The organism is Aminomonas paucivorans DSM 12260 (genome assembly GCF_000165795.1).
GTDB lineage: Bacteria > Synergistota > Synergistia > Synergistales > Synergistaceae > Aminomonas > Aminomonas paucivorans.
On sequence record NZ_CM001022.1, the window covers coordinates 2,320,200 to 2,334,818 of the forward strand.

Genomic DNA, 14,619 nt, shown 5'->3' on the forward strand with positions numbered 1-14,619 from the left:
GTCATTGCGAGGGAATTATGTTGCTTTTGTCCCCGAAAGGAAACGCAAGGGAACACCTGGGGAGGGACACAGATGCGACAGGGGAAGATTTGGCGGTGTTTTGACGCCCGTTGGATACTCTTCGCGCAAGTCCTGCGGGGCGAAGGAACGGAGGGGAACCCCTTGCTGCTGGAACTGACGGTGAACGACCGTAAGCGAAGCGTGGATGTGGATCCGAGCCTGAGGCTGGTGGACCTGCTTCGGGACGTGCTGGGGCTGACCAGCGTCAAGGAGGGCTGCTCCGAGGGGGAGTGCGGCGCCTGCACGGTCCTCCTGGACGGGGAGGCGGTGACCAGCTGCACCACCCTGGCGGTGCAGGCCCGGGGGCGGTCGGTGCTCACCCTGGAGGGCCTCGCGGCCCGGGGGGAGCTGCACCCCCTGCAGCGGGCCTTCGAGGAGCACGACGCGGTGCAGTGCGGCTTCTGCACCCCCGGCATGATCCTTTCGGCCTACGGGCTGCTGAAGAAAAACCCCCGACCCGACGAGGAGGCCATCCGCCGAGCCTTGGAGGGCAACCTGTGCCGGTGCACCGGCTACGTGCCCATCCTCCGGGCGGTTCGGGCGGCGGCGGAGGCCCTTTCATGAGGGTCGACGTCCCCGCCTCCCTGGAGGAGCTGAAGGACTGCGTCGCCCGGGCCCCCGAGGGCTTCCGCCTTCTGGCGGGGGGCACGGATCTGGTGGTGCACCTGCGGGCCCACCCCGAGGAGACCCCCCACCTGGTGGACCTCTGGGGGATCCCGGAGCTGCGGGAGGTCCGCCGGGAGGAGTCCCCCGAGGGGCCGTTCCTGCGCATCGGCGCCGCCGCCACCTTCGCGGACCTGGAGCGTCACCCCCTGGTGCGGCGCCACGCCGCCGCCCTGGCCCGGGCCGCCGCCTCGGTGGGGTCCACGCAGATCCGCAACCGCGCCACCCTGGGGGGCAACGTGGCCCACGCCTCCCCCGCCGCGGACTCCCTGCCCGCCCTGGCCTGCCTGGAGGCCCGGGCCCTGGTGGTCACCCCGGAGGGGGAGGAGGTCCGCCCCCTGGGCTCCCTGATCTCCGGCCCCGGGGAAAGCGCCCTGAGGCCCCGGGAGTTCCTCTCCGCCTTCCTGGTTCCCCTGGGGGAGGGATGGTCCTCCTTCCACAAGCTGGGAAGCCGCAGGGCGGTGAGCATCTCCCGGGTCAACCTGGCCCTGTGGACCCACGGCGAAACGGCCCGGCTCTTCCTGGGAGCCCTGGGGGCGCTGCCCGTCCCCTGCCCGGAGGGGGAACAGGCCCTGGCCCTTCGGGGGGTGGAACGACGCCTTGCCCTGGAGGAGGCCCTGACGGGGACGGTGGACCGAACCATCCCGGGGCGGTCCTCCCTGGCCTACAAGCGCGACGCGGTGCGGGGCCTGGGGGCGGACCTGTGCGACGCCCTGGAGGAGGCGGGACGATGAGCGGGAAACCGGAGGACCTCCGCCACATCGGCCGGGACGTGCCCCGCCTGGACCTGCGGGAGAAGGTGACGGGGCGCTTCCCCTACCTGGGAGACCGACCCGCCGGGGGCACCGCCCACGCCCGCCTCCTCACCAGCACCGTGCCCCACGGACGGGTGCGGTCCCTGGACCTGGAGGAGGCCCTGCGGGTCCCCGGGGTCATCCGGATCTTCACCCCCGAAGACGACCCGGGGCGCCCCGTGAACAGCGCCGTGTTCCTCCCGGACCAGACGGACCCAAGGGACGAGCGGGTCTTCACGGACCACCCCCTCTTCGTGGGGGATCGCATCGGGGCAGTGCTGGCGGACAGCGACGAGGCGGCCCGAAAGGCGGCGGCGCTGGTGCGGGTGGACTACGAGCCCCTCCCGGCGGTGACGGATCTCCAGGAGGCCCTGACCTCTCCCTCCCCGGTGGAGGGACGCCCTCCCTTCCTGGAGGGCCGCATCGCCTACGGCCCCGGCGAACCGGAACCGTCGGAAGACCTGGTGTGCCTGGAGACGGTGGTGCGCACCCCCAAGATCCACCACACCGCCCTGGAACCCCACCTCTGCTGCGCCCGCATGGAGGGGGATCTGCTGGTGGTGGAGTCCCCCTGTCAGATGGCCTTCACGGTGCGCTTCGCCCTGGCGGAGGCCCTGGGGCTGCCCTTCCGGCGGATTCGGGTGGTGAAGGCCCCCATGGGGGGCACCTTCGGGGGCAAGCAGGAGGTGATTCTGGAGCTTCCCTGCGCCCTCATGAGCCTGGCCACGGGGCTTCCGGTCCGTCTGGTCCTGGACCGACGGGAAACCATCCTCTGCACCCGCACCCGGGCGGCGGCGGAGGGTCGGGTGCGCACCGTGGCGGACCGGGAGGGGCACCTGCTCTTCCGGGAGACGGAGGTGCTCTGCGACAGCGGGGCCTACGCCACCGGGGGGCACCGGATCACCATGGCCATGGGGAAGAAGACCTCCCGGCTCTACCGCATCCCCTCCCAGTCCTTCCGGGGACGCACGGTCTTCACGAACACCACCCCCAGCGGGGCCTGCCGGGGCTACGGATCCCCCCAGATCCACGCCGTCACGGAGATCCACCTGGACCTGCTGGCCCGAAAGCTGGGGATGGACCCGGCGGAACTGCGGCGGCGCAACCTGGTCCACCCCGGGGACCCGGACCCCACGGGGGCACCGGACCTGGGGAACGCCCGAGTGCGGGAATGCCTGGACCGGGGGGCGGAAGCCTTCCGCTGGACGGAGCGCCTCGCCGCCCCCCCCGGGACGGGACGGTACCGCACCGGGGTGGGCCTGGCCTGCGCCACCCACGGCAACGGGTATTTCGGCTCCCCCTACCCGGACTTCCTCTCCCTGGCCCTGCGGGTGGCGGAGGACGGATCGGTGTTGTTGAATGGGGCCTTCCACGAGCTGGGCAACGGCACCCTCACGGTGATGGCCCAGATCGTGGCGGAGGCGCTGCACACGACGCCGGAGCAGGTCTGGGTCTCCGAGGCGGACACCCACCTCACCCCCTTCGACGTGGGGTGCGTGGCCAGCCGGGTCACCTACGTCTGCGGGGCCTGCGCCTTGGAACTGGCGGAGCGGGTCCGGGACCGGATGGTGGACGCGGCGGCCCGTCTGGCGGGGTGCCCCCGGGAGGACGTGGTCCTGGGGGAGGGGACCCTGAGGGCGGGGGACCGGACCTGGACCCATGGGGAGCTGGTCTGCGAGGCGGCCAAGGTCCTCCGGGAGGAGCTGGGGGACTACCTGCGCTTCGCCCCCCGGGGCAACCCCGCCTCCTTCGGGGTCCACTTCGCCCAGGTGCGGGTGGATACCCTCACGGGGCTGGTGCGGGTGACGGACTACCTGGCGGCCCACGATGTGGGGCGGGCCCTGAACCCCAAGCTCCTGCGGGGACAGATCTACGGGGGGGTCCAGATGGGCTTGGGAATGGGGCTGTGCGAGGAGCTGCGCTACGACCGAAAGGGGGTCCCCAGGTGCGCCTCCTTGAGCCGCTACCACACGGTGAACGCCCCGGACATGCCGGAGATCCGGGTGCTGCTGGTGGAGGAAGGGGAACCGGGGGGGCCCTTCGGGGCCAAGAGCATCGGGGAGATCGCCACAGTGCCCGCGGCCCCCGCGGTGGTCAACGCGGTGAACCGGGCACTGGGGACGGAGCTGACCCACCTGCCCCTGACGCCGGAGCGGATCCTGGAGGGGTTGCGGGAACGGGACGGGGAGGGCCGGGAGGCCCGGAAAGGACGTGAGGGAGCATGAAGCCGCTGGTGTTGGACGGAAGCAACCTGACCGTGGCGGACCTGGTGAGCGTGGCCCGGGAGGGCCGCAGGGTGGAGATCGCCCCGGAGGCGCTGGAGCGGGTCCGGGCTGCCTCCGCTTTCCTGCATCGCATCGCGGAGGCGGGAACCCCCAAGGTGTACGGCCTGAACACGGGGGTGGGGATCAACAAGGACCAGGCCGTCACGGCGGAGCACTACATCGAATACAACCAGAACATGCTCCGGGTCCACTGCGTGGGGGTCCCTCCCTACGCCACGGAGGCACAGACCCGGGCGGTCATGACGGCGAAGCTCCACAGCCTCCTGGGGGGGCACGTGGGGATGAAGCCGGACCTGGTGCTCCTGTACCGGGACTTCCTCAACGAGGGCATCCACCCCCTCATCCCCCTGCGGGGCTCCGTGGGGGAGGCGGACATCACCAGCCTGTCCCACCTGGGCATGGCCCTGCTGGGGGAGGGGGAGGCGGTCTACCGGGGACGCACCGTCCCGGTGGCGGAGGCCCTGGGGAAGGCGGGGCTGACCCCGGGGACCCTGGGATCCCGGGACGGGCTGGCCCTGGTAAGCTCCAACGCCCTGGGGGCCGCCCTGGGGGCCCTGGTCCTGGAGGAGTTCCGGGCCCTGGTGGACACGGCGGACCTGGCCTACGCCCTGACCCTGGAGGGGTTCCGGGGCAACGTGTCCCCCCTGGACCCGGCCACCTTCCGGGTGCGTCCCTACCGGGGGGGCATCGCCAGCATGGAGCACGCCCGGCAGCTCCTGGAGGGAAGCTACCTCTGGGAGGTCCAGGCGGAGCTTCAGGACCCCCTGTCCCTCCGCTGCTCCGTCCACGTGCACGGGGCGGTGCGGGACGCCCTGGACCACGCGGAGGCCCTGCTGTCGGTCCAGCTCAACGGGTGCGACGAAAACCCGGTGGTGCTCGTCGAGGAGGGGCGCCTGGTGCCCTGCGGCAACTTCGAGCCCCTCAACTGGGTGCTCCCCTTCGAGACCCTGGGGGTGGCGGCGGGACACCTCTCCCAGACCTCCGTCCGCCGGACCCTGCGCCTGGGTTCCCCCCGGTTCACCGGGCTTCCCCGGTTCCTGAACCCCCGGGAGGGGATCTGCCACGCCTTCGGGGTGATCCAGAAGACCTTCACCACCCTGGACGCGGAGATCCACCACCTGGCCCACCCCCTCTCCTGGGACACCACCCCCCTCTCGGAGGACCAGGAGGACCGGGGCTGCAACACCCCCTACGTGATGCTGAACCTGGGGAGGATCCTGGACAACCTGGCCTACATCCTGGGCATGGAGTTCCTCCACGCCGCCCAGGCGGTGGACCTGCGCCGTCCCCCCCGGCTGGGGCGGGGCACGGAGGCGGCACACCGACGCTTCCGGGAGTCCGTCCCCTTCCTGGACACGGACCGGGAACTCTCCCGGGACATCCGGGAGGCCCGCCGTCTGGTGGCCTCCCGGGAGCTTCTGGCGGCGGCCCGGGAAGCCCTGGGCTCCCCAGAGGGGAGGTGAGGCCCCCGTCCTCCCGCCCCTCCAAGCCCTCGTCCCCCCAACCCATCAGAGGCGCCCCGGCTCTCCGGGACGCCACGTGAAGGAGGTCGTTCCGCCGTGGAAGGATTCGACAAGCAGCGCGTGCAGATCCGCTGGTCCATCTTCGTGCCCATGAGCGTGCTCTTCGTGGGCGCGGTCCTGCTGGGCCTCTTCAAACCCGAGGCGTTCTACAACGCCGAGAACGCCGTCGTCCAGTTCGCCTTCCTCAATTTCGGCTGGCTCTTCCAGCTCTCCGGGGTCCTCTTCCTGCTCATCTGCCTCTACCTGGCCTACTCCCGGACGGGGAACATCCGCTTCGGCGGCCCCGACGCCAAGCCGGAACTCACGGACTGGCAGTGGTTCTCCATCCTCCTCTGCGCAGGCATCGGCACGGGGATCATGTTCTGGGGCGTGGCGGAGCCCATGACCCACTTCATGAGCCCCCCGGACAAGCTGGGCCTGGCCCCGGGCACCGAGGGGTCCGCCACCTTCGCCATGGTCACCACCTTCATCCACTGGACCTTCATCCCCTACGCCATGTACACCCTGGCGGGGGTGGGGATCGCCTTCGCGGCCCACAACATGAAGCTGCCCTACAACGTGAGTTCCTCCCTCTACCCCCTGTTCGGCAGGCGCATCCAGGGCCCTGTGGCCACCTTCGTGGACGGGATCTGTCTGTTCGCCATCGCCGGGGGCGTGGCGGCCATCCTGGGGGTGGGGACCATGCAGACCGCCAGCGGCCTCAGCCTGCTCCTGCCCGGGATGGTGACGGACCCCAAGGCGGTGTGGGTCTACGTGCTGGCGGCCATCATCACGGTCTACCTGGTGTCCAGCTACACGGGCCTCATGAGCGGCATGCGCCTCATGTCCGACGTGAACACGAAGCTGTACTTCGTCATGATGGTGTTCTTCTTCTTCGCCGGGGGCATCCCCATGACCCAGTTCATCCTGAACCTCATGACCCAGTCCCTGGGGGTCTTCCTGGGGGACTTCTTCGTGCGCACCACCTACCTGAGCCCCGTGGACGGATCCGAGTGGCCCCGGTGGTGGCCCGTGTACTACTGGGCCATCTGGCTGGCCTACGCCCCCCTCATGGGCATGTTCTTCGCCAAGCTCTGCAAGGGGCGCACCATCCGCCAGTTCGTGTCCTTCAACCTGATCTTCCCCGCCCTCTTCGGGATCCTGTGGTTTTCCGTCTTCGGGGGGGCCTCCATCTTCAAGGAACTCCACGGGGGGAGCATCTGGGCCATGCAGAAGAGCGGCGGCCTGGAGGTGTCCGTGTTCGCCTTCCTGAAGAACTTCCCCCTCTCCCAGATGTGGAGCTGGATCTTCATCTTCGTGCTGATCCTCTCCATCGTCACCCTCTGCGACTCCATGACCCGCACCATCGCCTCCCTGTCCACCACCATCGCCCACAAGGAGGGGGTGGAACCCCCGGTGTCCCTGAAGCTCTTCTGGGGGTTCGCCATGTCCTCCATGGCCCTGGTGAACATCCTGGCCCCGGCGGGGAAGATCAGCGGCATCGACGCCACCAAGCAGATCGCCACGGTGGCGGGGTTCCCCATCCTCTTCCTGATGCTCCTCATGGCCTACTGCGTGGTGCGCATGGTGGCCCGGCAGGACCGGTACGACCTGGCCAACTGCCCCGAAACCGCCCGGGTGGAGGAGATCGCGGACCTGTAGGCCCGACGGCCACCCCTCCCCCGCAAATCGGCGAAGGCCCCGGATCGCCCGATCCGGGGCCTTCGTCCTTCTCGAGGCCTACGCCCTACGGGGCCTTCGATTCGGGGGCCTCGAAGAGGACCCAGCTCCTTCCGTCGTGACGCAGGGGGGTCTGCCCCCGGGCGCCCCGGGTGAGCAGGTCCAGGACCTGGCGGCGCACCCGGTCCAGGCGCCCCGATCCCTCCGGGTCTCCCTTCTCCCGAAGGGGGAGCACCTCCACCCGGCGCCTTCCCCCGGGGCGGTCGAAGCGCACCCACAGGGGCACCGCCCCCACCCGGACGATCCGGGCCACCCCGTCGGCCCCCCGGAGGGCCTCCACCTCCAGCACCGCCCCCCGTTCCCGGGGCAGGGTGCGCTGGGAGGAGACGAAGTTCCCCAGGGACCAGGCCACCACCCGAGAGGTGCCCCCCGGACGGCCCGGGGGGAGCACATCCACCCGCTGGAGCACGTGGGGGTGCCCCCCCAGGATCAGGTCCGCCCCCGCCCCCAGGGCGGCCTCCACCGCCTCCTCCTGGGAGGGGTGGGGCTCCGTGCGGTACTCCGGCCCGTAGTGGAACGCCACCGCCACGAAGTCCGGGGACGCAGCCCGGGCGGACCGGACGTCCTCGGCCACCCGCTCCGGGTCGATGCGGTTCACCCGAACCCCCGGAGGCACGGGGACGCCGTTGGTGCCGTAGGTATAGGCAAGGAAGGCGAAGGAGATGCCCCTTCGGACCACCCGAAGGGATGCGGGGGCCTCCGCGGCGGCGAAGGTGCCCGTGTGGGCCAGCCCCAGCCGGTCCAGCGCCTCCAGGGTCCGCAGTGCCCCCGCCTCCCCCCGGTCCAGGCAGTGGTTGTTGGCCGTGAACAGCACGTCGAACCCCGCCCAGGCCAGGGCTTCCCCCAGGGCGTCGGGAGCGTTGAAGGCGGGGTATCCTGTGTAGTCCCCCGCCTCTCCTCCCAGGGGGATCTCCAGGTTCCCCACCGTCAGATCCCCCTCCCGCAGCAGCGCGGCCACCGGGGCGAAGGCAGGCCGGAAGTCCCACGAATCGGGCCCCCGCCGGGCCGCCTCCAGCTGGGGCTCGTGGACCAGCACATCCCCCACCGCCAGGAGGCGGACCCGGGGCAAGGGGGCGGCGGAAGCCGCCTGGAAACCCCCAGCCCCCCACACCCCGAGAAACGCCAGGGCAGCCAGGAAGAGAACCCTTCCCCCGAAACGACGGGATCTGCCCGAGTCCCTGCGCGTGTCCACCTCGCCCACGCTGTCGCCTCCCTGGGGACCCTACCGACCAGGGCGGGACAACGCCCGGTGCCGCCCCTCTCGGAGCCGCTCCAGCAGGGCCAGGCGGTGTCCCATCCCCAGATCCCGGCAAAGCCCCTCCGCCCGGGCCAGGGAAGCCTCCGGCGGGTCGGGGAGAAGGGGCTCCAGCTCCCGCATCCGGGGAAGGAGGCCCTTCACCAGCTCCAGCAGGGCTGTCCAGGAGCGCTTGTTCAGGGATTCGCAGAGCCGTGCCGCCCTGCCCAGGTGCTCCACGGCGGAGGCTCCGTCCCCCCGCCCCGCAGCCTCCCAGGCCGCCAGGGCGTAGGTGGGGGCGTCCCCCCGGCTCCAAGGCAACCCCGCCATCTCCCCCAGGGCTCCGGAGAGGTGGCGTGCCAGGCCTTCCCGGTCCCCCGCGTCGAAGGCCCCCTGGGCCCCCAGGCCGTGGAAGAACCCCAGTCCCCGGAAGAAGCCCTCCCGGCGGCACTCCTCCAGACAGGCGTCGTAGAGCGCCCGGGCCTCCTCCAGACGGCCCTGGCGGTGACGGCACTCCCCCAGGTACCCCCGGGCGGCCAGGACGTGGAACCGATAGGGTTCGTCCAGGGCCTCCAGGTCCCGGAACCGGTCCATGGAAAGCAGAAGGAACCGCTCCGCCTCTCCGTGGTCCCGAAGGAACAGGCGAGCCAGGCCCAGAAAGCGCAGGGCCATGCCCCTCCAAGGGAGGCCCCGGCTTCCCCCGCATAGGGGCAGGAGTCTTCGGGCGATCCCCTCCAGCTCCGCCCCGTCCTCCCGCTGGATGGCGTCGTACCCCAGGTGTTTGAGACAGTCCGCCTCCACCCTCCGGTCCCCGCCCTCCGAGGCCCGCTCCAGTGCGGCCTCCACCAGGGCTCGGCCCTGGTCGGACTCCCCCCACCAGAGGTGGAATCCCCCTCGGATGGCCCGATACTCCCGCTCCAGGGATTCCAGGGTCTTTCGATCCTCCTGGGAGCGCTTCAGATCCCCCAGCAGGGACCGGGTCTCCTCCAACCTCTCCAGGGTGGCGTCCCGCCCCCCGAAGAAGGTGCTGGAGCTGCGAAGCTCCTCGTCGCTCAACAGGGGGAACAGCTCGTAGTACAGGGCGATGTGCCGGCGGAGGCTGCGGATGCGGTGGGTCAGTTCCTCCCGCCGCAGGCCGCCCCTGCGACAGTGGTGGATCAGTCGGCCCTCCAGAAGACCGTCCCCGGGGTTCGCGGCGGCCCGCCGTCCCAGGGCCTCCGCGAGGCTTCGGTGCAACGACCGCCGACGCCCCTCCGGAAGGGTCCGGTAGAGGTGCTCCCGCACCAGAGAGTGCCCGAAGTCCACCGTCGTCTCCCCTCCCGTCCGGTCCTCCGTCAGGAGAGCCCGCTCGCGAAGGCATTCCAGGCGCCCCTCCAGGTCCTCCGTCTCCGGATCCGCCGTTTCCCGCAGGAGATCCAGGGCGGCGGGGCCTTCGAAGGCGGCAAGGCACTCCAGCGTCCGGCGATCCACCGGGGCGAGCCCCGCCAGAAATCCCTCCATGACCCCGTCCAGCTCCTCTCCCCCCGGGCACAAGGGACCCCGGGGGTCCCGAAGCAGCTCCGTCAGGAAGAGGGGGAGCCCCTCGGTGCGGCGGAACAGGGACTCCACCTCCCGAGGATCGAAGGGGCGGCAGGGCTGGAGAAAGGCGCAGAAATCCCGGGTCTCGGAGAGGGAGAAGGGGCGGAGGGTCAGGGACAGGAGGCGGATCCGGCCTCCCCGTTCCAGTCCCCGGTAGATGCGCCGGTCCCGCCTGTCCGGGGCGGGGCGGCTGGTGGAGAGGAGACGGATCCCCCCCGGGCCGTGGGCCAGCACGCTCTCCAGCACGTCCAGGGAAGGGCCGTCGAAACCGTGTAGGTCCTCCAGGAAGAGCGCCACGGGACGACGGGAGGAGAGGCGGTCGAACAGGGCCGCCAGCACCGCCCCCAGACGCCCCGGGTCGGCGGGCTGGAAGGAGGTGGACCGAACCCCCAGGGAGGGGAAGGTCTCCCCCAGGAGGGACCAGAGGGATTCGGGGAAGCCCAGGTCCCGGAAGTCCGTTCCCCCTCCCGGGCGGGCCAGCCCTCGGAGAAGGTCGTTCCAGGGCAGGAGGGGGAAACGCTCTCCCCCCTGCACCGCGTTCCCTCGAAGCACCAGGGTCTCCGGGGCCAGGGTTTCCAGGCAGGCCCGGGCAAGGCAGGTCTTCCCCACCCCCGCCTCCCCGTCCACGCACAGCACCCGGGGCAGGTCCCCGGGCTCCTCCAGAAACCGGACCGCTCGGACCCGCTCCTCCGTTCTGCCGAAGAAGCCCCGTTCCGGAGAGGAGGAAGGAGAGGGCTCCCCTCCCACCTCAAGGCCCCTTCGGCATCGGCCCAGTGCCTCCCGATAGGTCGCCTCCGTGGCCTCCTCCGGAGGGACTCCCAGGTCCTCCCGGAGCCGGCGCACCAGGGCCCGGTGCACCCCCTCCACCCCCCGGAGCTGTCCCAGGCGTCCCAGGCAGTCCATCAGGATCCGGGCAGCCTCCTCGTCTCCCCCGTCCGCCTCCAAAAGACGCCGGAGCGGCCCCAGGGCTCCCGGGGGGGAGAGGGCCGCCCTCCGACGGGCCAGGTCCAGCAGGGCCCTCCTTCCCCGGCTTTCCCACCGGCTCCGTACGGTCCGGAGCCACTCGTCGAACTCCGGGCTGTCGGGGAGGGAGAAGCCCTCCAGGACCGGGCGGACGCACCGGGCAGCCAGGTCTTCGTCCTCCCCCAGCCGGTCCAGCCCCTCCAGGTCCAGGTCCGTAGGATAGTCTCCCCGGACCACCCACACCCGGTCGGCCAGCACCACCCCCTCCGGCAGAACGAGACGAAGCTGGTACAGGGCGTTGCGCAGGTTCCGCGCCGCCAGGACCTCGTCCCGCCCCCCCCAGAAGAGGGACGCCAAGGACTCCCGAGAGGCCTTCCCCTCCAGAAGCACGTAGACCAACAGGGCCTCCACCTTCCGGAAGGGAAAGCTCAGCTCCCGTTCCCCCAGCAGGAACCGGGGCGGGCCGAGGAGGCGTCCCCTTAGGACCTCCGGCTCCAAGGGATCACCGCCGCTCGCACATGCCCTTGAGAAACCAGAAGAGGATGTCCGCCCCCAGGGAGGCGGTGCGGCCGTCCTGGTCCAGGGGAGGGCACGTCTCCAGGATGTCCAGGAGGCGCACCCGCTCGGTGCGTCCCGCCAGGTGGGCAATCTTGGCCACGTCCTGGGCGGACAGGCCGTTGGGGCTCCCTGCGGAAGCCCCGGGGGCGTCGGTGCTGCGCACCGCGTCGATGTCCACGGACACCGTCAGGACCCGGGGGCCCCGCCCCGCCAGCTGGAGGGACTTGAGGAAGGTCTCGATGGGACGTCCCTGCACCTCCCCCAGGGTCAGGATGGTGGCCCGACGCTCCATCAGCCAGTTGTAGTAGTAGGGGGAGTTGTGGGACTCCTGGACCCCGTACTCCACGAAGTTCTCCCCCCGCAGGGGTCGGCCGGGCAGCTCCTCCAGGGCGCGGTAGAAGGGGGTCCCGCTGGTGATGCCCCCGAAGGAGAGGTCCCGCACGTCCAGGTGCTGGTCCACGTTGATGACCCCCAGCTGCCCCTCCCCCAGCTTCAGACCGGTGCAGAGCCCCAGGAGGTCCGGGTAGGCCAGGTCGTGCCCGCCCCCCAGCACCAGGGGCACCACCCCCAGGGCGGCCACCTCCCCCACCACCGAGGCCAGGTCCTCGTGCACCTCCTCCAGGGTGCGCCCCTGGGTGCGGATGTCCCCCAGGTCCACCAGCTTCAGGTCGCTCAGGAACGGATTGAACCCCGGGGTCAGGCGGTAGAAGGCCTTTCGGATGGCCCGAGGACCCAGACGGGCCCCCTCCCGCCCCTTGTTGGCCAGGATGCCCCGATCCTCCGGCACCCCCAGGAGGGCCGCGTCCGCCCCCTCCAGGAGCGGGGCGTCCTGGGGCCCCCCCAGGCGGCGCACCACCTCCCCCAGCCGAGGGTCGTGGGGGTCCCCCTTGCTGAAGAACAGCCCCGGATCCGCCGGGATCAGGCGTTCCCACACGGGGACGTCCCCTCCTCCAGGGCCAGCTGCAGGGCCTCCAGGTCGATCCTTCCCCGCCAGAACCGGGGACGTTCCGTCTTCCCCTCCCGGTTGGCCGTCACCAGGGGCTTCTCCGGAGAGCGTCCCGGGTCGAAGAGTTCGAAGGCCCCCAGAACCCGAAGGGTTCCCTCCTCCAGGAGGGCGCCGCAGTCCGGGCAGGGGTCCCCGGCCTTCCAGGCCCCCAGGTCGGCCAGGGGAGGGGTCAGGTCCCGCCCCAGACAGACCCCCATCACATGGGTGTCCCGCCGGTTGGCCCCCGCCACCAGGTTCCGGGCCCCCTCCAGGTCCCGGTCCGCCAGGAGGCGGACCTCCGGAGGCAGCCCCAGGGGGCCGCAGTACCCCGCCACGTCCCCGAAGAACCGCACCAGGGCGTCGTGGGCCGCCCGCTCCGTGGGCTCCCCCAGGGCCCGCTCCAGCTTGGGGCAGGACAGTTCCCGGTCCCCCCGAAGCAGCGCCGCCGCCACCCCCGAGGGGGTCGAGTACACCAGGGTCTTGAGGGTGCGTCCCGCCTCGATGCCCAGCTGACGGCACAGCTCCGGGATGGTGGTGGCCCCGGGGGTGGTCACCTCCGCCAGGGTTCCGGGCTCCTCCCCCTCCTCCAGACGCACCGCCCCCTCCCGGGGGGAGTCCGCCCCCAGCAGGGTGCCGCAGGAAGGGCAGCGCAGCCCCGGCCGCCCCGCCCCGGCTCCCTCCGAGGAGGGGGCCGCCCAGAGGATGCGGATGCCCTGGGGGGTGGTCTCCGGGAAGGTCCGGAAGGCCCCGTTTCCCTTCTCCTCCTCCGTCAGAGCCACCAGCACCCGCTCCAGGCCGGAGGCGTCCTCCCCCTCCCGGCACCAGGCGGCAAGGCGGATCTCCCCCTGTCCCACGGAGGCCCAGGCGTTCCGGTCCGGGTGGTCCCGCAGGTACCGCTCCGCCAGGGAACGCAGGTGTCCTTCCTCCGTTGCTCCCTCCACGGGAACCGCCCCCGCCGACTCCAGGGCGAAGCACAGCTTCTCCCGCAGCACCGTCCGCTCCGCCCGGCCCTGGGGCAGGAGGAACAGGGCCCCGTCCTTGGCGTTGTAGGCCCCCCGCCCCCGCTCCACCAGGGCCGCCAGCCCCCGATCCCGCACCTTCCCCGGAGCGGCCTGCTCGGGGAGGAAACGACTGCTCTCCATGGTCATCCCTCCTTACGACCCAGGATCTCCAACAGGGCCCCGAAGGCTCGGTCGTTCTCCTGCGGGGTCCCCAGGGTGATGCGCAGGCCCCGGGGCTCTCCCTGGTGGGAGAGGGAGCGCACCAGCACCCCCCGCGCCATCAGGGCTTCGGCCACCCCGTCCGCCTCCCGGTCCGGCAGCACCAGGAGGAAGTTGGACTGGGAGGGGACGAAGCGCACCCCCCGGGAGGCCAGCAGGTCCCCCATCCGGCGGCGCTCCGCCGCCACGGTGCGCTTCGACCGCTCCAGGAACTCCCGGTCGTCCAGGGCCGCCAGGGCCCCCGCCAGGGCCAGGGCGTTGGAGGCGTAGGGCTCCCGGACCCGCAGGGCCAGGGCCACCAGGTCCGGGTGGGCGGCGGCGTAGCCGATGCGCAGCCCCGCCAGCCCCAGGATCTTGGAGAAGGTGCGCAGCACCACCAGGTTGGGGTGCCGGGCCACCAGGGGGACCGTGTCGGGGAACTCCGGGTCGTCGGCGAACTCCATGTAGGCCTCGTCGGACACCAGGAGCACCTCCTCCGGGACGCCCTCCAGGAGGCGCAGGAAGTCCCTCCGCCCCACCGCCGTGCCCGTGGGGTTGTTGGGGTTGCAGAGGAAGACCATCTTCGTCCGGGGGGTCAGGGCGGCCAGCATCCCGTCCACGTCGAACCCGTAGCCCTCCGTCATGGGCACGGGCACGGAGACCCCGTCCATGCGCCCGGCGATGCCCTCGTAGATGGGGAAGGTGAGGGCCCCGTGGACCACCTCGTCCCCGGGGTTGAGGAAGGTCATCCCCAGGACGGTGATCACCCCGTCCAGGCCGTTGTCCACCAGGAAGTGGTCCGGCGTGAGGCCCCAATCCGAGGCCAGGCGGCGGCGCAGCGCCCCGGCGGTGCTGTCGGGGTAGCGGTTCGCTCCTCCCTGGAGGGCGCGGATCATGGCGTCCAGGGCCCGGGGGGAGGTGCCCAGGCCGTTCTCGTTGGCCGAAAGGACCGTCAGGGGGTTGTCCCCGGCGATGCGGCGCACCTCCTCCAGGGGTTTGCCGGGGTAGTAGGCCTCCCTTCGGAGGATGCAGGGTCGGGCGATGCGGGAAAAGTCCAT

Annotated in this window: 10 protein-coding genes; 5 read left to right on the plus strand and 5 right to left on the minus strand. The window is 71.6% G+C overall.

The features are described from left to right. Window positions 1-162: 162 nt before the first annotated feature. From APAU_RS10950 to APAU_RS10970, 5 genes are all read left to right on the plus strand, one after another. Window positions 163-624, plus strand: coding sequence for a (2Fe-2S)-binding protein (locus tag APAU_RS10950; protein ID WP_040345086.1), 462 nt, complete (start codon window positions 163-165; stop codon window positions 622-624). Continuing rightward, window positions 621-1,457, plus strand: coding sequence for an FAD binding domain-containing protein (locus APAU_RS14765; RefSeq protein WP_006301820.1), 837 nt, complete (start codon window positions 621-623; stop codon window positions 1,455-1,457). Before APAU_RS10950 ends, APAU_RS14765 begins: the two co-directional genes overlap by 4 nt. Then, on the plus strand, window positions 1,454-3,742 hold the full coding sequence (locus tag APAU_RS10960) for a xanthine dehydrogenase family protein molybdopterin-binding subunit (RefSeq protein WP_006301821.1): 2,289 nt from the start codon (window positions 1,454-1,456) through the stop codon (window positions 3,740-3,742). Before APAU_RS14765 ends, APAU_RS10960 begins: the two co-directional genes overlap by 4 nt. Next, window positions 3,739-5,265, plus strand: coding sequence for an HAL/PAL/TAL family ammonia-lyase (locus APAU_RS10965; protein WP_006301822.1), 1,527 nt, complete (start codon window positions 3,739-3,741; stop codon window positions 5,263-5,265). Before APAU_RS10960 ends, APAU_RS10965 begins: the two co-directional genes overlap by 4 nt. Before the next feature lie 96 nt (window positions 5,266-5,361). Further along, window positions 5,362-6,966 carry a BCCT family transporter gene (locus tag APAU_RS10970; RefSeq protein WP_006301823.1) on the plus strand — a complete coding sequence of 535 codons (1,605 nt, stop codon included), beginning with the start codon at window positions 5,362-5,364 and terminating at the stop codon, window positions 6,964-6,966. Between the two features lie 85 nt (window positions 6,967-7,051). Here the strand turns inward: APAU_RS10970 and APAU_RS10975 are convergent, their stop codons facing one another. From APAU_RS10975 to hisC, 5 genes are read right to left on the minus strand one after another with little or no spacing between them, the layout of a single operon-like run. Further along, window positions 7,052-8,245, minus strand: coding sequence for a CapA family protein (locus APAU_RS10975; RefSeq protein WP_006301824.1), 1,194 nt, complete (start codon window positions 8,243-8,245; stop codon window positions 7,052-7,054). A gap of 21 nt (window positions 8,246-8,266) precedes the next feature. Continuing rightward, the gene (locus APAU_RS14770; RefSeq protein ID WP_006301825.1) at window positions 8,267-11,317 is read right to left on the minus strand and encodes an ATP-binding protein; all 3,051 of its coding nucleotides are present in this window, start codon (window positions 11,315-11,317) and stop codon (window positions 8,267-8,269) included. Window positions 11,318-11,321: 4 nt separating this feature from the next. Then, window positions 11,322-12,311, minus strand: a complete 990-nt coding sequence (locus APAU_RS10985) for a formimidoylglutamase (protein ID WP_006301826.1) — start codon at window positions 12,309-12,311, stop codon at window positions 11,322-11,324. Continuing rightward, complete coding sequence (locus APAU_RS12715; RefSeq protein ID WP_006301827.1) at window positions 12,296-13,504, minus strand: YbaK/EbsC family protein; 1,209 nt, start codon at window positions 13,502-13,504, stop codon at window positions 12,296-12,298. The genes APAU_RS10985 and APAU_RS12715 overlap by 16 nt, the downstream gene beginning before the upstream one ends. Before the next feature lie 2 nt (window positions 13,505-13,506). Further along, window positions 13,507-14,619: a histidinol-phosphate transaminase gene (gene hisC / locus APAU_RS10995; RefSeq protein ID WP_006301828.1), complete on the minus strand. Its 1,113-nt coding sequence runs from the start codon at window positions 14,617-14,619 to the stop codon at window positions 13,507-13,509.

Coding starts and splice junctions, on each gene's coding strand:
- APAU_RS14765 (WP_006301820.1), top strand. CDS start 621: ATGAGGGTCGACGTCCCCGCCTCCCTGGAGGAGCTGAAGGACTGCGTC.
- APAU_RS10960 (WP_006301821.1), top strand. CDS start 1,454: ATGAGCGGGAAACCGGAGGACCTCCGCCACATCGGCCGGGACGTGCCC.
- APAU_RS10965 (WP_006301822.1), top strand. CDS start 3,739: ATGAAGCCGCTGGTGTTGGACGGAAGCAACCTGACCGTGGCGGACCTG.
- APAU_RS12715 (WP_006301827.1), bottom strand. CDS start 13,504: ATGGAGAGCAGTCGTTTCCTCCCCGAGCAGGCCGCTCCGGGGAAGGTG.
- hisC (WP_006301828.1), bottom strand. CDS start 14,619: ATGGACTTTTCCCGCATCGCCCGACCCTGCATCCTCCGAAGGGAGGCC.